The 22,914-nt window shown below is 69.4% G+C and carries 20 protein-coding genes; 17 read left to right on the plus strand and 3 right to left on the minus strand.

The genetic code is table 11. The features are described 5' to 3' along the window. The first annotated feature begins 13 nt into the window (after window positions 1–13). The 9 genes from FFF93_RS05120 (at window position 14) to FFF93_RS05160 (ending at window position 9,262) form a co-directional block, all read left to right on the plus strand. Window positions 14–913, plus strand: coding sequence for an NAD(P)-dependent oxidoreductase (locus FFF93_RS05120; protein ID WP_138769880.1), 900 nt, complete (start codon window positions 14–16; stop codon window positions 911–913). 185 nt (window positions 914–1,098) lie between these two features. Continuing rightward, window positions 1,099–2,016, plus strand: coding sequence for a biotin--[acetyl-CoA-carboxylase] ligase (locus FFF93_RS05125; protein ID WP_138769879.1), 918 nt, complete (start codon window positions 1,099–1,101; stop codon window positions 2,014–2,016). Beyond that, window positions 2,009–2,605, plus strand: a complete 597-nt coding sequence (locus tag FFF93_RS05130; RefSeq protein WP_138769878.1) for a PH domain-containing protein — start codon at window positions 2,009–2,011, stop codon at window positions 2,603–2,605. The genes FFF93_RS05125 and FFF93_RS05130 overlap by 8 nt, the downstream gene beginning before the upstream one ends. After that, the gene (locus FFF93_RS05135) at window positions 2,595–3,872 is read left to right on the plus strand and encodes an adenylate/guanylate cyclase domain-containing protein (protein WP_138769877.1); all 1,278 of its coding nucleotides are present in this window, start codon (window positions 2,595–2,597) and stop codon (window positions 3,870–3,872) included. Before FFF93_RS05130 ends, FFF93_RS05135 begins: the two co-directional genes overlap by 11 nt. Window positions 3,873–4,058: 186 nt before the next feature. After that, a complete protein-coding gene (locus FFF93_RS05140; RefSeq protein ID WP_138769876.1) occupies window positions 4,059–4,895 on the plus strand; it encodes a PP2C family serine/threonine-protein phosphatase in 837 nt (278 codons plus the stop codon). Between the two features lie 36 nt (window positions 4,896–4,931). Next, window positions 4,932–7,226 (plus strand): NAD-dependent DNA ligase LigA, encoded by a 2,295-nt coding sequence (ligA, locus tag FFF93_RS05145; protein WP_138769875.1) that lies wholly within the window; start codon window positions 4,932–4,934, stop codon window positions 7,224–7,226. Further along, window positions 7,223–8,053 carry an inositol monophosphatase family protein gene (locus FFF93_RS05150; RefSeq protein ID WP_138769874.1) on the plus strand — a complete coding sequence of 277 codons (831 nt, stop codon included), beginning with the start codon at window positions 7,223–7,225 and terminating at the stop codon, window positions 8,051–8,053. Before ligA ends, FFF93_RS05150 begins: the two co-directional genes overlap by 4 nt. Window positions 8,054–8,117: 64 nt before the next feature. Then, window positions 8,118–8,621 carry a GNAT family N-acetyltransferase gene (locus FFF93_RS05155; RefSeq protein ID WP_138769873.1) on the plus strand — a complete coding sequence of 168 codons (504 nt, stop codon included), beginning with the start codon at window positions 8,118–8,120 and terminating at the stop codon, window positions 8,619–8,621. A 257-nt stretch (window positions 8,622–8,878) separates the two neighbouring features. Continuing rightward, window positions 8,879–9,262: a RidA family protein gene (locus FFF93_RS05160; protein WP_138769872.1), complete on the plus strand. Its 384-nt coding sequence runs from the start codon at window positions 8,879–8,881 to the stop codon at window positions 9,260–9,262. Between the two features lie 97 nt (window positions 9,263–9,359). Here the strand turns inward: FFF93_RS05160 and FFF93_RS05165 are convergent, their stop codons facing one another. Both FFF93_RS05165 and FFF93_RS05170 read right to left on the minus strand, forming a co-directional pair. Then, complete coding sequence (locus tag FFF93_RS05165; RefSeq protein ID WP_138769871.1) at window positions 9,360–10,031, minus strand: response regulator; 672 nt, start codon at window positions 10,029–10,031, stop codon at window positions 9,360–9,362. Beyond that, complete coding sequence (locus FFF93_RS05170; RefSeq protein ID WP_261375305.1) at window positions 10,024–11,808, minus strand: ATP-binding protein; 1,785 nt, start codon at window positions 11,806–11,808, stop codon at window positions 10,024–10,026. The genes FFF93_RS05165 and FFF93_RS05170 overlap by 8 nt, the downstream gene beginning before the upstream one ends. Before the next feature lie 180 nt (window positions 11,809–11,988). Here FFF93_RS05170 and FFF93_RS05175 point away from each other — a divergent pair, with 180 nt between their 5' ends. The 4 genes from FFF93_RS05175 (at window position 11,989) to gatB (ending at window position 17,132) form a co-directional block, all read left to right on the plus strand. Continuing rightward, entirely contained in the window at window positions 11,989–13,446 is a 1,458-nt protein-coding gene (locus tag FFF93_RS05175) for a CitMHS family transporter (protein WP_138769870.1), read from the plus strand. Between the two features lie 292 nt (window positions 13,447–13,738). Further along, window positions 13,739–14,035: an Asp-tRNA(Asn)/Glu-tRNA(Gln) amidotransferase subunit GatC gene (gatC, locus tag FFF93_RS05180; RefSeq protein ID WP_138769869.1), complete on the plus strand. Its 297-nt coding sequence runs from the start codon at window positions 13,739–13,741 to the stop codon at window positions 14,033–14,035. Between the two features lie 5 nt (window positions 14,036–14,040). After that, complete coding sequence (gene gatA, locus FFF93_RS05185) at window positions 14,041–15,627, plus strand: Asp-tRNA(Asn)/Glu-tRNA(Gln) amidotransferase subunit GatA (RefSeq protein ID WP_138769868.1); 1,587 nt, start codon at window positions 14,041–14,043, stop codon at window positions 15,625–15,627. Next, complete coding sequence (gatB, locus tag FFF93_RS05190) at window positions 15,627–17,132, plus strand: Asp-tRNA(Asn)/Glu-tRNA(Gln) amidotransferase subunit GatB (protein ID WP_138769867.1); 1,506 nt, start codon at window positions 15,627–15,629, stop codon at window positions 17,130–17,132. Before gatA ends, gatB begins: the two co-directional genes overlap by 1 nt. Before the next feature lie 2 nt (window positions 17,133–17,134). Here gatB and FFF93_RS05195 read toward each other — a convergent pair whose 3' ends face one another. After that, window positions 17,135–18,043, minus strand: coding sequence for a LysR family transcriptional regulator (locus FFF93_RS05195; protein ID WP_138769866.1), 909 nt, complete (start codon window positions 18,041–18,043; stop codon window positions 17,135–17,137). A 159-nt stretch (window positions 18,044–18,202) separates the two neighbouring features. Here FFF93_RS05195 and tdh point away from each other — a divergent pair, with 159 nt between their 5' ends. From tdh to hutI, 4 genes are read left to right on the plus strand one after another with little or no spacing between them, the layout of a single operon-like run. After that, entirely contained in the window at window positions 18,203–19,249 is a 1,047-nt protein-coding gene (gene tdh, locus FFF93_RS05200) for an L-threonine 3-dehydrogenase (RefSeq protein ID WP_138769865.1), read from the plus strand. A 59-nt stretch (window positions 19,250–19,308) separates the two neighbouring features. After that, window positions 19,309–20,523 (plus strand): glycine C-acetyltransferase, encoded by a 1,215-nt coding sequence (locus FFF93_RS05205; RefSeq protein ID WP_138769864.1) that lies wholly within the window; start codon window positions 19,309–19,311, stop codon window positions 20,521–20,523. A gap of 49 nt (window positions 20,524–20,572) precedes the next feature. Next, window positions 20,573–21,685, plus strand: coding sequence for an FAD-binding oxidoreductase (locus FFF93_RS05210; RefSeq protein WP_138769863.1), 1,113 nt, complete (start codon window positions 20,573–20,575; stop codon window positions 21,683–21,685). Between the two features lie 11 nt (window positions 21,686–21,696). After that, window positions 21,697–22,908 (plus strand): imidazolonepropionase, encoded by a 1,212-nt coding sequence (hutI, locus tag FFF93_RS05215; protein ID WP_138769862.1) that lies wholly within the window; start codon window positions 21,697–21,699, stop codon window positions 22,906–22,908. Window positions 22,909–22,914 lie beyond the last annotated feature (6 nt).

The raw sequence follows: 22,914 nt of genomic DNA on the forward strand, positions 1-22,914 counted from the left end.
CTAAAGTGTCCCTATGACTTCAAGCAACGACGCTTCCGGCACCTCCCCGCAGCAGCAGAGCCCCTATCAGGCCTCGGGTTCCCTCCAGGGCCGCACCATCGTGATGTCCGGCGGCAGCCGCGGGATCGGCCTGGCGATCGCCACCCGGGCCGCCCGGGACGGCGCCAACATCGTGCTGCTGGCCAAGACGGGCCAGCCGCACGCCAAGCTCGAGGGCACCGTGTACTCCGCCGCCGAGCAGATTGAGGCGGCCGGGGGGCAGGCGCTGCCGCTGGTCGGCGATGTGCGCAACGACGCCGACGTCGCCGGCGCCGTCGCCGCCGCGGTCGAACGCTTCGGCGGGATCGACATCGTGATCAACAACGCCTCGGCGATCGACCTGTCCAAGACCGATGCCTTGGACATGAAGCGCTACGACCTGATGCAGGACATCAACGTCCGCGGCACGTTCCTGCTCAGCAAGCTCGCCCTGCCCGCGCTGCGCGACTCCGACGCCGGGCAGATCCTGACGCTTTCACCGCCGCTGAACCTGGATCCCAAGTGGGCCGGGATGCACCTGGCCTACACCATGGCGAAGTATGGCATGAGCCTGACCACCCTGGGCCTGGCCGAGGAGCTCAAGGTGGACGGCATCAGCGTGAACTCGCTGTGGCCCTGCACCCTGATTGACACGGCAGCCATCCGCAACATGCCCGGCGGCGAGCAGATCGTCCGCGGTGCCCGCGGCCCGCAGATCATGGCCGACGCGGCGCACGCGGTGCTGACTGCCAGCAACGCGGTCCCCGAATCCGGCAGCTGGAGCGGCAACTTCTACACCGACGAACAGGTCCTGGCCGCGGCCGGCGTGACCGACTTCGCGCCGTACAGCCTGGGTGCGCCTGAAGACCGGCTGGTCCCTGACATTTTCCTCTGAGTTTCCGGCGGTTTCCCACGGCCCGGGCGTGGACCGCGGCCGCCGAAACTCCCCATCTTTGCGGGTTCGACGCCGTAAGTCCGCGGCGTTTCGGCCCAACCCGCCGGCGGCGGCGTCCAAACATGGGGACGTTCCGCGGTGACTGGCCCGGCGCCGGCGGAGCGGTAACTCGGTAGGATTCAAGCATGGAAGCCGCTCAGGAGACACCGGACCGTCCACCCCTGGACCGGGGCGCCCTCGGCGACGCCGCGTTCCTCTCGGCCAATGGCATTCCGCAGCTGAGCGTGGTGGAGTCCACCGGCTCCACCAACGCGGATCTGCTGCACGGCGTGACCGTGGATCCCCAAGCGTGGCCCGACCTCTCCGTGCTCGCCGCCGAGTACCAGAGCGCCGCCCGCGGCCGCCTCGACCGGCACTGGGAAGCACCCGCCCGCAGTTCCGTGTCCGTCTCGATCGTGCTCCGGCCGGTCAACGCCGAGGGCCGGCCGCTGCCCACCCAGAGCTACTCCTGGCTCTCGCTGTTGGCCGCCCTGGCACTGCGGGAGGCCCTGCTGGAGACGGCAGGGATCCCGGCCGAGCTCAAGTGGCCCAACGACGTGCTGGTCCGCGGCAAGAAGATCGCCGGCATCCTCGCGCAACTGGGCCCGCTGGGCGACGGCGCCGTGCCCCCCGTGGTGCTGGGAACCGGCCTGAACGTCACTCTCACCGCGTCCGAGCTGCCCGTGCCCACCGCCACGTCGGTGCTGCTGGAACAGCCCGCCACTGTGGACCGGACCGCGCTGCTCAAGAGCTACCTCTCCCGTTTCGCCACGCTCTACCGCAGCTTCTGCAACGCCGACGGCGACCCCGCCGCGGGAATGGCGGGCGGACCTTCGCTGCACAAGCGGGTGGAGCACGTGCTGACCACGCTCGGCAAGCAGGTCCGGGCCCAGCTCCCCGGTGACCACGAGATCATCGGCCACGCCTCCCGGCTGGACGACTACGGTTCCCTGCTGGTGGTCGATGCCGGTGGACACGAGCACCTGGTGACCGCCGGCGACGTTGTGCACCTGCGCCCCTGGACCCCTCCCGGCGAGGCCCGCGGCGAAAGCGGCTATGCGTAAGGAGCTCCTCCCGGGCGAGCAAGTGATTGTTGTTACCCGCCCCCAGCCCCGGATGCTGATTGGTCCGGCCCTGGTGTTCATTCTGGTCTGCGCCCTCACCGCCTTCGCCTGCGCCTGGATCGTGAAGGGCGGGCCGGCCAAGCTCGTCCCGCTCGTCACCCCGGCCTGGACGCCATGGCTGCTCGGCGCCAGCCTCGCACTGGGAGCATGGGTCCTGGTTGCCTACTGCCTGCCCAAGGTGGTGACCTGGCACGCCAGCCGCTACACCCTGACCAGCCGCCGCCTGATTGCCCGTTACGGCATGTTGCGACGGCGCGACCAGCAGGTTCCGCTGGCCGCAGTCCGTAATGTGGTCATCGAACAGACCCTGCTCCAGCGGTCATTGCGCTCGGGGAATATATCCTTGGAAACCGGGTACCCCGCACGCACGGTGATTCCGGATGTCCCCGAGGTCATGACGTTCCGGAACTTCATCCTCGACGCGATTGACGAAATTCCGGAGGGTGAACTGATTGAGGCCGACGACACGATGCGCGACACCGGCGATTGGCCACGGGACATGAGGGAAGGTGGAAGAGATGAACGCTGAGAACGCGCACCCGGACACCGGACTCCTGGCCCCCGAGCCGTCGGACGTCCCCGAAGCTGTCGTCGACGTCTCCGCCCTCGAAGTGGCCGTGCTGGACTCCGCAGCCGCCGAGGCAGCCGCAGCAGACGACTCCTCCCTGTCCGCCGACGACGCCGACGCCGCCCCCGACGCCGCCGAATCCGCCCCCGACGGCGCCGCAGCCGCGGCGCCCGCCACCGGCACCATGTCCGCCGAACGCCTCGCCACCAAGGCCCTGGAGCAACGGCTGCTGGGCGGCGAACGCAAGCTGCGCCGCCGCGAGGTGGCCGCCGGCGCCGGACTGTCGCTGCTGTCCGCCCGGAAACTCTGGCGCGCCCTGGGCTTCCCCAACCTGGGTGACGAGGACGTGGCGTTCACCGAAAGGGACCAGGCAGCCCTGAGCACGGTGGTGGACCTGGTCCGCGCCGGCAAGCTCACCGAGGAAGCGGCCATCTCGGTCACCCGCGCCATCGGCCAGATGACGGACCGCATGGTGGTCTGGCAGATCGAGGCCCTGGTCGAGGACATGGTCCACCAGCAGGGGGTCACCGACGCCGTGGCCCGCAAGCGGCTGGTCGCCGAGCTGCCGTCCCTCGTGGACGCGCTCGAGGAAATGCTGGTCTACTCCTGGCGCCGCCAGCTCAACGCCGGCGTGCAGCGGCTCGCCGTTCGTGCCGAGGCGGGCCTCGCCTCCAGCGAGGAGGGCCGCGAAGGGGACGAGGACGACGCGCCGCTGCCGCTCGCCCGCGCCGTGGGCTTCGCGGACCTGGTCTCCTACACCAGCCTCTCCCGCCGGATGAACGAAAAGACACTCGCCCAGCTGGTGCAGCGCTTCGAAAACAAGTGCGCCGAAATCATCTCCGTCGGCGGTGGGCGCCTGGTGAAGACGGTGGGCGACGAAGTGCTCTACATTGCCGAGACTCCCGCGGCCGGGGCCGAGATCTCGCTGGCCCTCGCCCAGGCGTTCAACGAGGACGAGATCCTGCCGCAGGCCCGCGTCGCGATGGTCTGGGGCCGCATCCTCTCCCGGCTGGGCGATATCTACGGTCCCACCGTGAACCTGGCCGCCAGGCTCACGGCGCTGGCCGACCCCGGCACGGTGCTGGTGGACTCCATGACGGCCTCCGCGCTGGAACACGACGAACGCTTTGTGCTGCTTCCGCGGGACGCCGAGAACGTGCGCGGATTCGGCGAGATCCACCCCGTGGAGCTGCAGCGCGGCAGCGGAAAGGGCCTGGTCCTGGACTAGGGCGGTTCCACACCGTGGTGACCCTGCGGCGCGCAACCCGCCGTGGAGGCTCTGAACCCGGTACTATCCCGGTAGCGCGTTCCGCGTGGAGGCCCTCCGCGCCGCACCGGCGCACGGGGAACCCACCCCCGTGCGCCCCGGATTCACCGTGCATTTCGGTGGCCGTTCCTTCGACCTAGGACAGGTATGACATCCCAACCGTCTTCCGTTCCTCCAGCCGGGGCTTCTGCAGCTCCATCCGGAACCGCGCCCAAGGGTGCCCCCAGCCTCCGGCTCAACTCCGGCTACGGCACTGACCGCGGCCTGCGCCGTGAGATGAACGAGGATTCCTTCATCGCCGTAGACCCGGTCTTCGCTGTCGCCGACGGCATGGGTGGCCACGAGGCCGGCGAGATCGCTAGCGGCATTTGCGTGCGCACCCTCGCCGAGGTTCCCCAGCTCGCCACGGGGGAACGGGGCGCCACCGCGGCGATCGTCCAGCAGGCCCTGCTGAAGGCCGACGCCGACATCCGCGAGGCGACCGGGTCCCGTGCGGGCACCACTCTTTCCGGCGTCGTCGTTGTGGAGCAAATGGGCATCCCGAACTGGCTGGTGATGAACATCGGCGATTCGCGCACCTACCGCCTCAGCCAGGGCCAGCTCAGCCAGGTCAGCGTGGACCACTCCGAGGTGCAGGAACTGGTGAACGCCGGCGAGATCACCACGGCCGAGGCTGCGGTGCACCCGCGCCGCCACGTGGTCACCCGTGCCCTCGGCACCGGCGACGAGACGGAAGCCGACTACTGGCTGATGCCCGTCGAGGACGGCGACCGGATCCTGGTCTGCTCGGACGGCCTCAACGGCGAGCTCGACGACGAGCACATCGCCCGGGTCCTGGGCGCCGAACCGGACCCGCAGGCCGCCGTGGACCAGCTGATCCAGGCCGCCCTGCGCAGCGGCGGCCGCGACAACGTGACCTGCATCGTGGTGGACGCGAGCAACGCGGCCGACGCTGATAGCGCTGCCGGACAGTCACGCCGATGACCGGACAACGCCGGTGATCTAGGGCAGGATAGGTCTGTGAGTACAGGGAAGACTGCAACAGAAACCGACACCCACAGCCCTGACGGGGAACTGGTCCCGTCCGCGGCCGTGCGCGAAGAGTACGAGGAACTGGTCGAGCAAGTCCGCAAGCACCGCTTCGCGTACTACCAGGAGGACGCCCCGATCATCTCCGACGCCGAGTTCGACGAGCTCTTCCGGCGGCTGGAGACCATCGAGGCCATGCACCCCGAACTGGTGGCCAACGATTCCCCCACCCAGGAGGTCGGCGGTGAAGTGTCGGCCGCCTTCGCCGCCGTCGAGCACCTGACCCGGATGTACAGCCTGGAGGACGTGTTCTCGCTCGAGGAACTGGAGGCCTGGATCCTCAAAGCCGAGGCCGGCATCGCCAAGCTCGGCAACGGCGGCACCCCGCCGTCGTGGCTCACCGAACTCAAGATCGACGGACTGGCCGTGAACCTGCTCTACCGCGACGGCGTCCTGGTGCGGGCGGCCACCCGCGGCGACGGCTTCACCGGGGAGGACATCACCCACAACGTCCTGACCATCAAGGAAATACCGCAGCAGCTCAAAGGCGGCAACTTCCCGGCCGAGATGGAAATCCGCGGCGAGGTCTTTATCCCGTCCAGGGCGTTCGCGGAGTTCAACGAGGCGCTGATCGCGGCCGGCAAGGCGCCGCTGGCCAACCCGCGCAACGCCGCCGCGGGCTCGCTGCGCCAGAAGGACCCGGCGGAGACCGCCAAGCGGCCGCTGAAGATGTACGTGCACGGCATCGGCGCCCGCGAAGGCCTGGAGACCGGCAGCCAGTCGGACACCTACCGCCAGCTCGCCGACTGGGGCCTGCCCACGAGCCCCTACTTTGAGGTACTCCCGGGCCTGAAAGAGGTGCTGGACTTCATCCGGCGCTACGGTGACAAGCGGCACAGCCTCAGCCACGAGATTGACGGCATCGTGGTCAAGGTGGACGACTTCGCCACCCAGCGGGCCCTCGGCTACACCTCCCGCGTGCCGCGCTGGGCCGTGGCCTACAAGTACCCGCCGGAGGAGGTCAACACCAAGCTGCTGGACATCGCCGTCAACGTCGGCCGCACCGGCCGCGTCACCCCGTACGGCGTGATGGTGCCGGTCAAGGTCGCCGGATCCACGGTGGAGATGGCCACCCTGCACAACCAGGAGGTCGTCAAGGCCAAGGGCGTCAAGATCGGGGACATCGTGGTGCTGCGCAAGGCGGGGGACGTCATCCCGGAAATCGTCGGACCCGTGCTGGCCCTCCGGGACGCCCAGGATCCGCCGGTGCGCGACTTCGTGATGCCCACCGAATGCCCCGCCTGCGGCACCCCGCTGGCGCCGGCCAAGGAGGGCGACGTCGACATCCGCTGCCCCAACGCCCGGTCCTGCCCGGCGCAGCTGCGCGAACGCGTCTTCCACCTCGCCGGCCGCGGCGCCTTCGACATCGAGGCGCTCGGCTGGGAAGCGGCCATCGCCCTGACCCAGCCGGCCGAGCCCAAGGTCGCCCCGCTCACCACCGAGGCGAACCTGTTCCGGCTCACGCCCGAGGACCTGGCCGACGTCCGGATCCGCCGCGAAAAGCGCTCCAAGGGCGTGCCGACCGGCGAGTTCGAACTCGTGCCCTACTTCTACACCAAGGGCACCGCCAAGGTCCCGTCCAAGCCGACGGCCACCACGGAGAAGCTCTTCAGTGAGCTTGAAAAGGCCAAGACCCAGCCGCTCTGGCGCGTCCTTGTGGCCCTATCCATCCGGCACGTGGGGCCGCGGGCGTCGCGCGCCCTGGCCACCGCTTTCGGGACCATGGACGCCATCCGGCAGGCCTCGGAGGAGGAGCTCGCCGGCGTCGACGGGGTGGGCCCGGTGATTGCCGTGGCGCTCAAGGAATGGTTCGCCGAGGACTGGCACCGCGACATCGTGGACAGCTGGGCGGCCGACGGCGTCCGGATGGAGGACGAACGCGATGAGTCCACCCCGCGCACCCTCGAGGGCCTCACCGTGGTGGTTACCGGCAGCCTTGAAGGTTTCAGCAGGGACGAAGCCAAGGAAGCGATCCTGGTCCGCGGCGGCAAGGCGGCCGGCTCCGTTTCCAAGAACACGAGTTACGTGGTGGCCGGCGAAAACGCGGGCACCAAGCTGGACAAAGCCGAGCAATTGGGCCTGCCGGTGCTGGATGAGGACGGCTTCCGCGCGCTGCTCGCGTACGGGCCGGCCGGCCTCGACAACGCCGGAGTCGGAGCCGCCGACGGCGACGCTGACGCCGCCGACGCCGAGGACGGCGAGGACCACCAGGAGGCGGCCGAGTGACCTCCGGACCGGCCGAGTTCCCGGAGGCGTCCGCGTTCCTGGAGCTGGCCCGGGAGGCCGCCGCCGCCGGTGCCGCGGTGTTGGCCGGCCGGAGCGCCGGCGCCCTGGACGTCAGCAACAAGGGCGATTCGGGGGACTGGGTGACGGCCTTCGATCTTGCAGCGGAGGCCGCCGTCCGCGAGGTCATCACCCGCACCCGGCCCGAGGACACGATCACCGGGGAGGAGGGCGGCACCGTGCTGCCCGAGACCGTCAGCGGCTTCCGCTGGTCGGTTGACCCGCTCGACGGCACCACCAACTTCATCCGCAACATCGTCTACTACGGCACATCGGTGGCGGTGGCCGGCCCGGACGGCGCGTGGCTGGCCGGCGTCGTCCACGCCCCGGCGCTGGGACGGGTCTACTACGCCTCGCGCGGCCACGGCGCCTGGGTCGAGGACAACGGGCGGCGCACGCCGCTCAACGGGCCGGTGCCCGGCCGGACCGGGCAGATCCTGGCGACGGGCTTCAGCTACGACCCGTCCGTCCGGGCCGAGCAGGCGTCCGGGCTGGCCGGACTGATGGAGGGGTTCGCGGACGTCCGCCGGCTCGGATCGGCAGCGCTGGACCTCTGCCTCGTGGCCGACGGCACCCACGACGCCTACGGCGAACGCGGCCTGAACGAACACGACTTCGCCGCCGGCGCCCTGATCGCGGAGGAGGCCGGCTGCTGGGTGCGGCGTCCCCGGCTCACCAGCGTGCTCGACGGCGGCCCCTCCGACGAGGAGCGGCTCGCGGCCTGGACCTGTGCGGGACCCCTGGAGCTCTCCGGGAAGTTCCCGCTCTGATAGTTCCATCACGGAAACCGCCCGCTGGCGTCCGGGCCCGCCCGTGCGCCCGTAACATAGACAAGTGCATTCGCAGATCCTCATTCGTCCCGCCGTCCCGGCCGACTACGACGCCGTCGCCCGCATCACCCGGGACGCCTACCTGGCCGCCGGCCACTTCGAGGACGCGGACCACCCCTATATGCAGCAAATCCAGCAGGTCGCCCGGCGGCACGAGAACGCGACCATCTGGGTGGCCGAACGCGCCGGCCAGGTTGTGGGTTCCGTGACCCTCGCCGTCGCGGGGGAGCCGTACGCGGACATCGCCCGGCCCGACGAGCTGGAATTCCGGATGCTCGTGGTGGACCCGGCGGTCCAGCGCAGCGGCGCCGGCAAGGCCATGGTGCACGCCATCATCGAACACGCAAGGTCGCTGCCCGGCATCACGGGCGTGGCCCTGACCACCGGGATGACCTGGGAAAGCGCCCACGGCCTGTACCGGAAGACCGGCTTCCAGCGCGTCCCCGAACGCGACTGGTTCGTGCCGGACACCGACATCAAACTCCTGGTCTACCGCCTGGAGTTGTAACACCAGGCCGCTTGATGCCGTGCAGCAACCGTCCGGGGGCACTTTGGGCGCGATGTTCGACGTCGGCGCCCTAGTTGACGGCGTGTCCGTGCCAAAGTGCCCCCGGAGCGCAGCCCCAGGGCGGGGAAAGCCTCGGCGGCCGGCACGCAGCCCGGCAAAAACCCGCCCGCCCGACACATTTCCACCGGTTTACCCGCCCTGGCTTATGCCGCCCTAAAGTGGTGCCGACTCCACGCCCCACGGTGAAAGGCACTTCCATGCGCAAGACATTCGGCACCGGTTCCGTCTGGGAACAGAAGGTCGGCTACTCCCGGGCGGTCCAGGTGGACAACACCCTCTACATCTCCGCCACCGCCGCCAGCGGCGAGGACGGGATCGTGGGCGAGGACTTCTACACTCAGACCCGCTTCATCCTGGACAAGCTCGGCAGCGTCCTGGCCGACGCCGGCTTCGGCTACGCGGACGTGGTGCAGTCCAAGCTGTACCTGACGGACATCAGCCAGTGGGAGGAAGCCGGGCGCGCCCACGGCGAAGTCTTCGGCGAGATCCGCCCCACGCTGGCCCTGGTCCACGTGCTCCCGTTCCTGGATCCCAAGATGCTGGTCGAGGTCGAACTCGTCGCGCAGAAGAGCGTCAGCTAACACCAACGCGGGGTCACTTACGGTCCGTCCCGGGGCCCCGAATGGGCCGTTGGTGACCCCGCGATGCGTTGCGGCGGGGTCGACGAGCCGGAACCGCCTAACTTCGGGCGTCCGGGGGCACGCCGTAGCGGTGTTCGGGCCGGCCGGTGGTGCCATAGCGCAGCTGGATGTCGACGGCGCCGTCGTCCGCGAGCGAGGACAAGTAGCGCTGCGCGGTGGCCCGGGAAACACCCACCCGGGTGGCGACTTCCGCCGCCGAGTACTGTTCGCCCGGCTCGAGCGACTCCAGCACCGCAGCCTCGGTCGCGGACCGCGGACGCGCCGAGGACGCGACGTCGCCGGGGATCAGGGCGCGCTTGGCCCGTTCCACCGTGTCCTGCGTGAGGTTCCCGGCCTGGGCCAGGATCCGCCGGTAGCGGGCGTAGGAGCGCAGTTGCTGGGATAGGGACTCGGCGGTAAAGGGTTTGAGCAGGTAGCCCAGGGCCCCGCGGCGGAAGGCCAACCGGACGGACGCCGCATCCGAGGCGGCGCTGAGGATCATGGTGTCCACGTCCAGCTGGCGCAGCAGGTCAAGTCCGGAGGCGTCCGGCAGGTACACGTCCAGCAGCACCAGGTCCGGCCGGAGGCTGTGGATGGACTGCAGGGCCTGCGACGCCGAGCCGGCGGGAGCGAGTGCCAGGAAGCCGGCCACGGAGTCCACATAGGCCGCATGCAGCTTGGCGACGTGGAAATCGTCGTCCACGATCAGGACCCGGAAATCGTCAGACAACGTTGTCTCCTTCTGCCAAGTTCTCGGACTTGTCTTCTGTGGGGTTGTCAGTGGCGTCTTCTGTGGCGCCGGCGATGGTTCCGGGGAGGGTCGCCATGAATACCGCGCCCGGGCCGCCCGGCGTGCCCCGCTCCAGCACCCTCACGTCGCCGCCCCGGCGGCGCGCGAGTTGCCGGGCCAGCGCCAGCCCCAGGCCCTGACCGGCACCGGCCCGGGCGGGGCCCGGGGACGGCGGGGGCCCGCCGGTGGTGAACCCCTCCGCGAAGACACCCTCCGTGCCGCCGGGTTCATCCCCGCCGGCTCCGGCCGGCAGGCCGTCGCCGGAGTCGCCCACCAGGATGTGCAGGGTGCCGGCGTCGCCCACGGCGCCCGGTTCGTCGAGCACCTCGACCTCCACCCAGCGGTCCGGCGCGGAGCCGGCGACGGCGGCGTTGACGGCGTTGTCGATCAGGTTTCCCAGCACCGTGGTCACCTCGTGCGGTTCGATGACGACGCCGCGGACCAGGGTTTCGGGACCGAGCCGCAGGCTGACACCGCGTTCGTCGGCCTCTACGCCCTTGGCGCCGAGGAAGGCCTGGAGGTAGGGATCCTGCAACAGCTCAGCCTGGTCCACCGGGAACTTCAACGGCCCCGTCGCCGCCAGCCTGGCCAGGTAGTCGCGTGCCTGCTGGTGCTGCCCGATGCTCATGAAGCCGGCGATGGTATGCAGCTGGTTGGCGAACTCGTGGCGCTGGGCGCGCAGGGCGGTGGACATGGTGCCCACGGCGTCGAGCTGGCGGGTGAGCTGTTGGAGCTCGGTACGGTCCCGGAGCATGACCACCCAGCCCAGGTCATCCCGGCCGTGCAGGGCCTTGCGGGCGCTCGCCACCAGAACGCGGCCGCCGGCCAGGAACTCCACGGCGTCCCCCTCGGTGGCGTCCGGCCGGGTCAGGTCCCGCAGCGGCGCCGGCACCGGCGCCGCTGCCCAGGCAGTGCCGGCCAGGTCCGGCTGATCCAGCATCCGCCGGGCCGCGGCGTTGAAGACGCTGATCCGGCCGTCGGCGGAAACGCCGATCACGCCGTCGTCCACGCCCTGCAGCACCGCCACCTGGTCGTGCACCAGGGTGCTGATCTCTTCCGGCTCCAAGCCCAGGGTCAGGCGCCGGAGGCGGTGCCGCAGCAGGAAGGAGACCAGGACGCCGGCCAACAGCGCGCCGGCTGCGGTCAGGGCGATCGGAACGATGTCCCGGGCGAGGCTCTGGCCGATGGATTCGGTGGAGTAGCCCACGCTGACCTCGCCCACCACGGTCGAGGACCCCGGCGCGAACACCGGGACCTTGGCGCCGGCCGAGGGGCCCAGGGTTCCGGTATTCCTCGTGGTGACTTCCCGGCCGGAGAGGGCTTCGGAGGGATCGGTGCTGACCCGCTCGCCCAGCCGGTCGGCGTCGGGGTGGGCCAGCCGCAGTCCGGTCTCATCGGTGACGACGACGAACAACGCACCCGTGCGGGCCCTGGCGCCCTCCGCGGCGGCCATCAGCGGGCCCGCAAGCAGCTCCGCCGGCGGGGGAGTGCCGGGCTGCGCGCTGATCTGCTGGACTTCGGCCCGGACCGCCGGGTCCGAGGCCACCGTGCGGGCCAAGGTCAGCGCCTGGTTCTCCGCCTCGCGCCCCAGCCGCTCGTACGTCAGCCAGGCGTGGACGGCGCTGCTGAGCAACACCACGAGCGCCACCACCCCGAGCTGCAGCAGCAGCGTCTGCGTCGTGAACCTCAACGGAGTACGGCGTGCGAGGGCTCCCACGGCGGCCCTCCTTCGGTGATCCGGCGGCAGCAGCGGCCGGTGAGCTAAATGCGCAAAATGCGTCCAACAAGCAGTATGCCAATCAATTGAGGCAAAGGCACTCCCGTGACGCAGCCCACCCTAACGTCTGTAGTGCGCATCACAGTGGAGTGGTGCGGAACACAGAAGAAGGAGCCGGCCGTGCTGGTATTACTTGGATTCGCCATGATTGCGGTCTTCATGGTGCTGATCATGACGAAGAAGCTGACGCCGGTGCTGGCGCTCATCATCGTCCCCACCGTCTTCGGACTTTTTGCCGGTGCGGGCCTGGGCATCGGGCCCATGGTGCTCGACTCGATGAAGTCGATGACCTCCACCGCCGCTTTGCTGATGTTCGCCATCATCTACTTCGGCCTGATGATCGACGTCGGACTCTTTGACCCGCTGGTCCGGTTCATCCTGCGCAAGCTCGGCAACGACCCCGCCAAGGTTGTCCTGGGCACCGCCATCCTGGCCGCCGCCGTTTCGCTCGACGGCGACGGCTCCACCACCTTCATCCTCACCACCGCCGCCATGCTCCCGGTCTACCTGCGGCTGAAAATGAGCCCCGTGGTCCTGACCTGCGTGGCCGGCCTCGCCAACGGCACCATGAACATCCTGCCCTGGGGCGGCCCCACCGCCCGCGCCGCCTCCGCACTCAAAATCGATGTCAACGATGTCTTCGTCCCGATGGTCCCCTCGCTGATCGCCGGCCTCGTCGTCGTGTTTGTCTTCGCCTGGCTGCTGGGCCTGCAGGAACGCAACCGGCTGCGCACCGTGGCCCCCGAAATCTGGGCCGCCCCGGGTTCAGTCGAAGAGTTCGACGGCGGATCCTCCACCGGGGGAACCGGCGGCACCGGCCGCTTCGGCTTCGGACGCAAGGGCCCCGGCCCCGTCGGCGGAGGGTCCTCCGTCGCCGTCCTGGAGCGCACCGAGGACCTTGTCGACGACCGTGACTCCGCGATGGCGGACACCGCCCTGGACCCGAACCGCAGGACCCTCCGTCCGAAGCTGTTCTGGTTCAACCTGGGCCTGACGGTTGCCGTCATGGTGACGCTGGTCGCCAACATCATCCCGCTCCCGTTCGTCTTTATGGTCGCCTCCGCGATCGCCCTGCTGGTCAACTTCCCGAAGGTCAAGGACCAGGGCGCCCAGCTGATCGCCCACGCACCGTCGATCGTCGCCGTCGTCAGCATGGTCATGGCGGCGGCCGTCCTGACCGGTGTCCTCAACGGCACCGGCATGGTCAAGGCGATGTCGGAGTGGCTGGTCCAGATCATCCCGGCGGACATGGGACCCTTCATGGCCGTCATCACCGGCGTGCTGAGCATCCCGATGACGTTCTTCATGAGCAACGACGCCTTCTACTTCGGCGTCCTGCCGGTGCTCAGCGAAACCGCAGGCCACTACGGCGTCAGCGCCGCGGACATGGCCCGCGCCTCCATCACCGGCCAGCCCTTCCACCTGCAGAGCCCGCTGGTCCCGGCCATCCTGCTCCTGGTCTCCCTCGCCAAGGTGGAACTGGGCGACCACCACAAGAAGGTCCTCTGGCGCACCGCCGTCATCTCCCTGGTTATGCTCGCCGTAGGAGTCCTCACCGGAGCCATCGGCATCGGCTAAGAAACCAACAGACACCACAAGAACAAAACAACGAGACTGTCGGGTTCGGAGATTTTCCGGACCCGACAGTCTCGGTTGGTTTAAGGGACGACGGCGAGGGGTGACGGAGGCACATCGGCGACGGGACGGACATCCGGAAGCGTGCGTCTAAGCGAGGGACGAGCGAGCACGCGGAGGATCGTCCGGCCCGCCGCCGAAAGGCGACCACCGCCGGCCTGGCGTCGGACGGCGGCAGGCCGTGTAGACACGTAGACTGGGACGGAAAATAATCCGTACCTTGCAGGGGAGATCCATGGCTGCGATCAACCGCGACGACGTCGCGCACCTCGCGCGTCTCGCGCACATCGAGATGAGTGCTGAAGAGCTGGACAGGATGGCCGGCGAACTCGCCGTCATCGTGGAGTCGGTTAAGTCCGTTAGTGAAGCCGCCGGTGATGACGTCCCGGCCACGTCGCACCCGATCCCGCTGACGAACGTGTTCCGCGAGGACGTGGTGGGCCACACCTTCACGGCCGAGCAGGCACTCTCCGGAGCCCCCGACGCATATGAGGGCCGCTTCAAGGTCCCGGCAATCCTGGATGAGGACTAAGACCCATGACTGAGAACACAGAGCTGATCCGCCTCTCCGCCGCCGCGCTCGCCGAGAAGCTCGCCGCGCGCGAGGTCACCGCCGTCGAGGTTACCCAGGCGTACCTGGACCGGATTGCCGCCGTCGACGGCAAGGTCAACGCCTTCCTGCACGTCAACGCCGAGGAAGCCCTCGCCGTCGCCGCGGAGGTGGATGCCATCCGCGCAGCGGGAGGCGCCGCCGCCGAGGAACTCCACGTACTCGCCGGCGTCCCGATCGCCGTCAAGGACCTCATCGTCACGATCGGCCAGCCGACCACGGCCGGCTCCAAGATCCTCGAAGGCTGGCACAGCCCCTACGACGCCACCGTGGTGGAGCGCCTCCGCGCCGCCAAGATGCCGATCCTGGGCAAGACCAACCTGGACGAGTTCGCCATGGGCTCCTCCACCGAGCACTCCGCGTTCGGGCCCACCCACAACCCGTGGGACCTCGACCGCATCCCCGGCGGCTCGGGCGGCGGCTCGGCTGCCGCCGTCGCGGCCTTCGAGGCCCCGCTGGCCCTCGGGACGGACACCGGCGGTTCCATCCGCCAGCCCGGCGCCGTCACCGGCACGGTCGGCGTCAAGCCCACCTACGGCGGCGTCTCCCGCTACGGCGCCATCGCAATGGCCTCCTCGCTGGACCAGATCGGCCCGGTCTCCCGCACCGTGCTGGACTCGGCCCTGCTGCACCAGGTGATCGGCGGCCACGACCCGCGTGACTCCACCTCGCTGCCGGACCCGCTCGAGGACCTCGTGGCCGCGGCCCGGACCGGCAACGTCGAGGGCATGAAGATCGGCATCATCAAGGAGCTCCACGGCGAGGGCTACCAGGCCGGCGTCGAAAACCGCTTCAACGAGGCCCTGGAACTGCTCAAGGGCGCCGGCGCCGAGATCGTCGAGGTCTCCTGCCCCAACTTCAAGTACGCCCTCGGCGCGTACTACCTGATCATGCCCTCGGAGGCCTCCTCCAACCTGGCCAAGTTCGACGGCGTCCGGTTCGGCCTGCGGGTGCTGCCCGAAGAGGGTCCGCTGACGATCGAACGCGTGATGGGCGCCACCCGCGCCGCGGGCTTCGGCGACGAGGTCAAGCGCCGCATCATCCTGGGCACGTACGCCCTGAGCGCGGGCTACTACGACGCCTACTACGGCTCGGCCCAGAAGGTGCGCACCCTGATCCAGCGCGACTTCGACGCCGCGTTCGCCCAGGCCGACGTGCTGATCTCCCCGACGGCGCCGACCACGGCGTTCAAGCTCGGCGAGAAGCTGAACGACCCGCTGGCGATGTACCTCAACGACGTCGCCACCATCCCGGCCAACATGGCAGGGGTCCCGGGGCTGTCGCTGCCCGGCGGCCTCGCCGATGAGGATGGCCTGCCCGTCGGCGTCCAGCTGCTGGCCCCGGCCCGCCAGGACGCCCGGCTCTACCGGGTCGGCGCCGTGCTCGAATCCCTGCTCGAGGCGCAGTGGGGCGGACCGCTGCTGGACAAGGCTCCTTCATTGACGGCTCCTTCTTTGACCGATTCCGCACCGGCGGTTGAGGCTGCCGCTTCGAGCCACGGAGGTTCACACTAATGACTGACGCAACCCTCAGCTTCGAAGAAGCGATGGAGAAGTACGATCCCGTCCTGGGCTTCGAGGTCCACGTGGAGCTCAACACCAATACCAAGATGTTCTCCTCCGCGCCGAACGTCTTCGGCGACGAGCCGAACACCAACGTCAACGAGGTGGACCTCGGTATGCCCGGCGTGCTGCCCGTGGTGAACAAGACCGCGATTGAGTCCTCGATCAAGATCGGCCTGGCGCTGAACTGCAAGATCGCCGAGACCTGCCGCTTCGCCCGGAAGAACTACTTCTACCCGGACACCCCGAAGAACTTCCAGACCTCCCAGTACGACGAGCCGATCGCGTATGACGGCTACCTGGACATCGAGCTCTCCGACGGCACCGTGTTCCGCGTCGAGATCGAACGCGCCCACATGGAGGAGGACGCCGGCAAGCTCACCCACATGGGCGGCGCCGCCGGCCGCATCCAGGGCGCGGACTACTCGCTCGTGGACTACAACCGTTCCGGCGTACCGCTGGTCGAGATCGTCACCAAGCCGATCGAGGGCGCCGGCAGCCGCGCGCCTGAACTGGCCAAGGCCTACGTGGCCGCGGTCCGCGAGATCGTCAAGAACCTCGGCGTCTCCGACGCCAAGATGGAACGCGGCAACGTCCGCTGCGACGCCAACGTCTCGCTGCGCCCGCACGGCCGCGAACGCTTCGGCATCCGCTCCGAGACCAAGAACGTCAACTCGCTGCGCGCCGTCGAACACGCCGTCCGCTACGAAATCCAGCGGCACGCCGCCGTGCTGGAGTCCGGCCAGCCGGTCATCCAGGAGACCCGGCACTGGCACGAGGACACCCGCTCCACCACCTCGGGCCGGCCGAAGTCCGACGCGGACGACTACCGCTACTTCCCGGAACCGGACCTGGTCCCCGTGGTCGCCTCGCGCGAGTGGGTCGAAGAGCTCCGGGCCACGCTGCCCGAGCCGCCGGCCGCCCGCCGCAAGCGCCTGCAGGCCGACTGGGGCTACTCGGACCTTGAGTTCCGCGACGTCGTCAACGCCGGCGTGATGGACGAGATCGAGGAAACCATCGCCGCCGGCGCCACCGCCACGGTGGCCCGCAAGTGGTGGATGGGCGAGATCGTCGGACGCGCCAAGAACGCCGACGTCGACCCCGGCCAGCTCGGCGTCGCCCCGGCGACCATCGTGGAACTGAACCAGATGGTCGAGGACGGCAAGATCAACAACAAGATGGCCTCCGAGGTCCTGGACGGCGTGCTCGCCGGCGAGGGCACCCCGGCGGAAATCGTCGAGAAGCGCGGCCTCGCCGTGGTCTCCGACGACGGCCCGCTGCTCGAAGCCATCGACGCGGCCCTCGCCGCGCAGCCCGGCGTCGCGGACAAGATCCGCGGCGGCAAGCTGCAGGCGATCGGCGCGATCGTCGGCGGCGTGATGAAGGCCACCCGCGGCCAGGCCGACGCCGGCCGCGTCAAGGAGCTGATCCTGGAGCGCCTCGGCGTCGAAGGCTAGCCCTAGCCACCCACCAAATCGGTCATGATGGTCTGCAGCGCCTCGCAGACCATCATGACCGATGTGCGTTTAAGGTTCTCCGGCCGGGCCAGGATGTCGATCCGGCGCCGGGTACTGATCCCCTCCAGCGGCTTCAGCACAATCGACGGGTTCAGCACGGGCCGCGCGGTGTGCCGCGGCAGCAGCCCGATCACACTGCCGGTGGCGACGAGGGCCGCCACCGTGGAGTAGTCGTTGATCCGGTGCACGATGTTCAGCTCGCGGCTGGCCACTGCGGCCACGGCGGAGAGCACGTCCGCGGGGGAATAGCCGGTGTGGCTGGTCACCCAGGGCTCGCCGACGACGTCGTCCGCGGTCACCGCCCGCTGGCCGGCGAGCCGGTGCCCGGCCGGCAGCGCCACGTCCAGTGGTTCGTGCGCCAGCGGGACCACGGCCACCCGTTCCACCGGCCACCGCGGGCTGTGATCCATCCGGTGCGCGAGGACCAGGTCATAGCGCGCGGTCAGCGCCGGGAAGTCCTGCTGGGCCACGTCCTCGTCGGAGAGCTGGATCCGCGGCTGCCCGGGTTGCGCCAGCAGCCGGGCGAGCGGCGCGAACAACGCCTGGCCGGCGCTGTGGAACCCGCTCAGGGTCACGGGCGCCACCGGCGAGCCGTGGTACGCGCCGATCGCCGTCCGCGCATCCGCCATTGCGCTCACGACGGCGGCCCCGGCATCCGCGAGCACCTGGCCCGCCTCGGTGAGGACCAGGTTGCGGCCCTCCTTCCGGGTCAGCGGGACCTCGACGGACCGCTGCAGGGCGGCCAGCTGCTGCGACACCGCCGACGGGGTGACTAGCAGCGTCTCCGCGACGGCCTTGACGCTGCCCAGGGCCCCGAGTTCGCGGAGCATTTCGAGCTGGTGGATTTCCATGTCCCTCATCCTAGAGGTAAGACATTCCTAAATCGTCGATTGAGAAAAACTCGGTTGTGCTAATGCTTTCCGCCCGGTCTAATGAGGTGAGTTGCCCCACACAATCGCCCCGCACTGGTGCGACCCACACCATAGCAACCCACACAGTTAGGCAGGCCCATGAAGGCTCTCTACAAGTCCGGCGCCCACGCGGGATTCGAACTCGTCGACCGCCCCGAGCCGGAGACCGGTGCCGGGGACGTCAAGATCCGCGTGGTCACCACCGGAATCTGCGGCACGGACCTGCACATCCAGTCGTGGGACGCCTGGGCCCAGGGGATCATCAACGCCCCGCTGATCGCGGGCCACGAATTCTTCGGTGAAGTCGTGGAGATCGGCGAGGACGTCCTGGACGTCAAGGTCGGCGACCGGGTTTCCGGCGAGGGCCACATCGTCTGCGGAATCTGCCGCAACTGCCGGGCCGGCCGCAAGCAGATGTGCATCAACACCGTCAGCGTCGGCGTCCAGCGCGACGGCGCGTTCGCCGAGTACGTCGTCATCCCGGAAACCAACGTCTGGGTCCACCACGACCCGTCCGTGACCCCGGAGCTCGGCGCCATCTTCGACCCGTTCGGCAACGCCGTGCACACCGCCCTGAGCTTCCCGCTGGTCGGCGAGGACGTGCTGATCACCGGCGCCGGACCCATCGGCCTGATGGCGATCGCCGTCGCCCGCCACGCCGGTGCCCGGAAAATCGCCATCACCGACGTCTCCGCCCCGCGCCTGGAACTGGCCCGCAGCCTCGGCGTCGACCTCGCGATCGACGTCTCCAAGATGCGGGTCAAGGACGCCCAGCGCGAACTTGGCATGCGCGAAGGCTTCGACATCGGCATGGAAATGTCCGGCCACCCCACCGCCCTGCCTGAGATGATCGACAACATGAACCACGGCGGCCGGATCGCGATGCTGGGGCTGCCCAGCCAGTCCATCGACATCGACTGGGGCAAGGTGGTCACGCACATGCTGACCATGAAGGGCATCTACGGCCGCGAGATGTTCGAGACCTGGTACGCCATGAGCGCCATGCTGTCCTCCAACCCCGTGCTGCACGCCAACATCTCCGCCGTCGTTACGGACACCCTTCCCGCCTCGGACTGGGAAAAGGGCTTCGAAATCGCCCGCGCCGGCGTGGGCGGCAAGGTCGTGCTCGACTGGACCTGTTTCTAGGCCCCGCCCGTTTTCCGGTACCGTACAAAAATTCACCCCAGCTGAGGAGCACAACGCACATGTATTCAGCCATCAAGGACCAGCTGCAGCACGAACTCGACGAGATCCGCGCCGCCGGCCTGTTCAAGACCGAGCGGCACATCGACTCGCCGCAGGCCAGCCACATCAAGGCGGGCCAGTTCGGCCAGGGCAGCGCGGACGTGCTGAACTTCTGCGCCAACAACTACCTGGGCCTCGCCGACCACCCGGACATCATCGCCGCCGCCAAGGACGCCATGGACTCCCGCGGCTTCGGCATGGCCAGCGTGCGCTTCATCTGCGGCACCCAGGACCTGCACCTGGCCCTGGAAGAACGCGTCTCGAAGTTCCTCGGCACCGAGGACACCATCCTGTTCTCCAGCTGCTTCGACGCCAACGGCGGCGTCTTCGAGTCACTCTTCGGCCCGGAGGACGCCGTCATCTCCGACGCCCTGAACCACGCGTCGATCATCGACGGCATCCGGCTCTGCAAGGCCCAGCGGTTCCGCTACGCCAACCAGGACATGGCCGACCTCGAGGCCCGGCTGATCGAGGCCACCACACAGGAAAACCCGGCCCGCCGCAAGATCATCGTCACCGACGGTGTCTTCTCGATGGACGGCTTCCTGGCCCCGCTCGAGGCGATCTGCGACCTCGCGGAGAAGTACGACGCCATGGTCATGGTGGATGACTCGCACGCGGTCGGATTTATGGGCGCTACCGGAGCCGGCACCCCGGAGCACGCCGGAGTCTCGGACCGGGTGGACATCTATACCGGCACCTTCGGCAAGGCCCTCGGCGGTGCCTCCGGCGGCTACGTCTCCGGCCGGCGCGAGGTCATCGCCATGCTCCGGCAGAAGGCCCGCCCCTACCTGTTCTCCAACTCGCTGGCACCGGCCATCGTCGCCGCCACGCTCAAGGCCCTGGACCTCGTGGAGAACTCGGGCGAACTGCGCAGCAAGCTCTTCGCCAACGCCGAACTCTTCCGCCGCCGGATGGCCGAGGAAGGCTTCGACCTGCTCGACGGGGAACACGCGATCGTCCCGGTGATGTTCGGCGACGCCGTGATGGCGGCCAAGGTCGCGGACGCGATGCTCGCCAACGGCGTCTTCGTCACGGCCTTCAGCTACCCCGTGGTACCCAAGGGCGCCGCCCGCATCCGCGTCCAGCTCTCCGCCGCGCACAGCACGGACGACGTCGAGCGCTGCGTCCAGGCCTTTGTCCGCAGCCGCGAGACGGTGGCCGCCGCCGGCTAGGGGTCGGAAACTACTGACGTGACCTCCTGCCGGGTGCAAGGATGGAGGCATGTCAGCTAATTACGATGTTGTGATCGTGGGCGGCGGCATTGCCGGCCTGTCCCTTGCTTCCGCCCTCGCCGGCAAATGCAGCGTGGCCCTGGTCGAAGCCGAGCAGTCGCTGGGCTACCACACCTCCTCGCGCTCGGCCCGGCAGCTGATCCCCAGTTACGGCCCGCCCGTGGTCCAGGAGCTGACCATGCGCACCCTGGAACTCATCGGAACGCACGAGGGCACCCGGCCCGAACCGGTGCTCTCCCCGCGCCGCTTCATGCTGATCGGGGACGAGGAAACCGTCCGGCAGCAGGCCAGCGGCTTTATGCACCTCATCAGCCACGCCGAGGCCCTGGCGATCTGCCCCGCGCTCAAGCCGGACTCCTTCACGGCGGCCGGCCTGGATTCCGGATCCTTTGCCTGCAACGCGTCCCTGCTGCTGGAAGACCACCGGGAACGGGCCGTCGAAGGCGGCGTGGACATTATCACCGGCGCCCGGGTCCACTCGGCGCAGCGCCTCGGCTCCGGCTGGGAGCTCGGCGCCGGGCAGGAAGGCCTCGAGGCCGCCGTCGTGGTCAATGCCGCGGGCGCCTGGGCCGACGAGTTCGCCGTGCTTAGCGGCGTCGAGAAGCTCGGACTCCAGCCCTACCGCCGCACCGCGGCGATCGTCGACGTCGAACACCCGCTCCCGCAGGGGTGCCCGATGGTGGCGTCCAGCAGCTTCTACTTCCGGCCGGACGGGCGGCGGCAGGTGCTTATTTCGCCGTCCGAAACCGTGCCGAGCGGCCCCGAGGACGCCCAGCCGTACCCCGGCGACGTCGAGGCCCTGATCACCCGGCTCAACAGCGTCACCACGATGGGAATCCGCGGCGTCAGCCGGGCCTGGACCGGGCTGCGGACCGAGGCCGCCGACGGCATCCCCGTGGTGGGGTTCGACGCCGAGGCCGCCGGCTTCTTCTGGCTTGCCGGCCAAGGCGGCTACGGCTTCCAGACCTCCTCCGGCATCGCAGAGCTGGCCTCGGAACTGATCCTCGCCGGGCAGGGCTCCGGCGCGCCGTTCCCGGCCGACAGTCCGGCATCCCGGACAGCCGCGGCGCTGGCCGCGACGCGGATGTCGATCCGGGGCTGAAGAATGGACCCATGAGCACCCTGATCACCAACATCGCCGAACTGATGACCCAGGACACGGAGCACCGGGTCCTCAAGGATGCGGCCATCGTGATCGAGGGCGAACGCATCGCCTGGATCGGTGCCGCCGCCGATGCCCCGGCGGCCGACGACGCCGTCGACGCCGCTGGCCGCGTGCTCCTGCCCGGCTGGGTGGATTCGCATACGCACCTGATCTTCGCCGGCGACCGGACCGCGGAGTTCGAGGCCCGGATGGCGGGGGAGGCCTACGGTGCAGGCGGCATCGCGGTCACCACCGGCGCCACCCGGAGCACCGGCGACTTCGACCTGACCAGGCTCGCGCTGGGCCGTGTCGCGGAGGCCGTCGCGCAGGGCACCACCTACCTGGAGACCAAGACCGGCTATGGCCTGGACGTGGACAACGAGGCCCGCAGCGCCCGGATCGCGTCCACCGTCGCGGACGAGGTGACCTACCTCGGAGCGCACGTGGTCCCGGACGGCCTGGACGCAGAGGACTATACGGACCTGGTCTGCGGACCGATGCTTTCCGCCGTCCGGCCGTACGTCCGCTGGGCCGACGTTTTTTGCGAGCGGGGCGCTTTCAACGAGGAACAGTCCCGCCGCGTGCTCCAGGCCTGCCGGGATGCGGGACTGGGCCTGCGCGTGCACGGCAACCAGTTGGGCGAGGGCCCGGGCGTGCGGCTGGCGGTGGAGTTCGGTGCGGCGAGCGTGGACCACGTCAACTACCTTTCCCGCGCGGACGTCCACGTCCTCGCCGACAGCTGGTCCGGCTGGGAGGCTGCGGCCGGCGCGGGCGAACGGGGCACGGTGGCAACCTGCCTGCCTGCCTGCGACCTGTCCACCCGGCAGCCGCTGGCACCCGGCCGTGAACTGCTCGACGCCGGCGTCCAGCTGGCCCTGGCCTCCAACTGCAACCCAGGCACCTCCTACACCAGCTCGATGGCATTCTGCGTCACCACTGCCGTGCTGCAGATGCGGCTCAGCGTGCACGAAGCCGTCCGCGCGGCGACCTACGGCGGTGCCCTGGCGCTGGGCCGGGAGACCGGGAACGACGTGGACGGCGGGCGGGCGGTGGGCTCGATCGCGGTGGGTCACCGGGCGGACCTGCACCTGCTCAACGCCCCGTCCGCCACGCACCTGGCGTATCGGCCGGGGATGCCGCTCACGCACGCCGTCTGGCGCGCAGGAGTCCGCGCCCGCTGACCCGCC

The sequence above is a fragment of the Arthrobacter sp. KBS0702 genome (assembly GCF_005937985.2).
In the GTDB taxonomy this organism is placed as follows: Bacteria; Actinomycetota; Actinomycetes; order Actinomycetales; family Micrococcaceae; genus Arthrobacter.

Excerpts from the sequence above, each read along its gene's own strand:
- gatC (WP_138769869.1), top strand. The coding sequence starts at position 13,739 with ATGGCTGCGATCAACCGCGACGACGTCGCGCACCTCGCGCGTCTCGCG.
- FFF93_RS05210 (WP_138769863.1), top strand. The coding sequence starts at position 20,573 with ATGTCAGCTAATTACGATGTTGTGATCGTGGGCGGCGGCATTGCCGGC.
- FFF93_RS05130 (WP_138769878.1), top strand. The coding sequence starts at position 2,009 with ATGCGTAAGGAGCTCCTCCCGGGCGAGCAAGTGATTGTTGTTACCCGC.
- FFF93_RS05135 (WP_138769877.1), top strand. The coding sequence starts at position 2,595 with ATGAACGCTGAGAACGCGCACCCGGACACCGGACTCCTGGCCCCCGAG.
- FFF93_RS05120 (WP_138769880.1), top strand. The coding sequence starts at position 14 with ATGACTTCAAGCAACGACGCTTCCGGCACCTCCCCGCAGCAGCAGAGC.
- hutI (WP_138769862.1), top strand. The coding sequence starts at position 21,697 with ATGAGCACCCTGATCACCAACATCGCCGAACTGATGACCCAGGACACG.
- tdh (WP_138769865.1), top strand. The coding sequence starts at position 18,203 with ATGAAGGCTCTCTACAAGTCCGGCGCCCACGCGGGATTCGAACTCGTC.
- FFF93_RS05205 (WP_138769864.1), top strand. The coding sequence starts at position 19,309 with ATGTATTCAGCCATCAAGGACCAGCTGCAGCACGAACTCGACGAGATC.
- gatB (WP_138769867.1), top strand. The coding sequence starts at position 15,627 with ATGACTGACGCAACCCTCAGCTTCGAAGAAGCGATGGAGAAGTACGAT.
- FFF93_RS05125 (WP_138769879.1), top strand. The coding sequence starts at position 1,099 with ATGGAAGCCGCTCAGGAGACACCGGACCGTCCACCCCTGGACCGGGGC.
- FFF93_RS05160 (WP_138769872.1), top strand. The coding sequence starts at position 8,879 with ATGCGCAAGACATTCGGCACCGGTTCCGTCTGGGAACAGAAGGTCGGC.
- gatA (WP_138769868.1), top strand. The coding sequence starts at position 14,041 with ATGACTGAGAACACAGAGCTGATCCGCCTCTCCGCCGCCGCGCTCGCC.
- FFF93_RS05195 (WP_138769866.1), bottom strand. The coding sequence starts at position 18,043 with ATGGAAATCCACCAGCTCGAAATGCTCCGCGAACTCGGGGCCCTGGGC.
- FFF93_RS05140 (WP_138769876.1), top strand. The coding sequence starts at position 4,059 with ATGACATCCCAACCGTCTTCCGTTCCTCCAGCCGGGGCTTCTGCAGCT.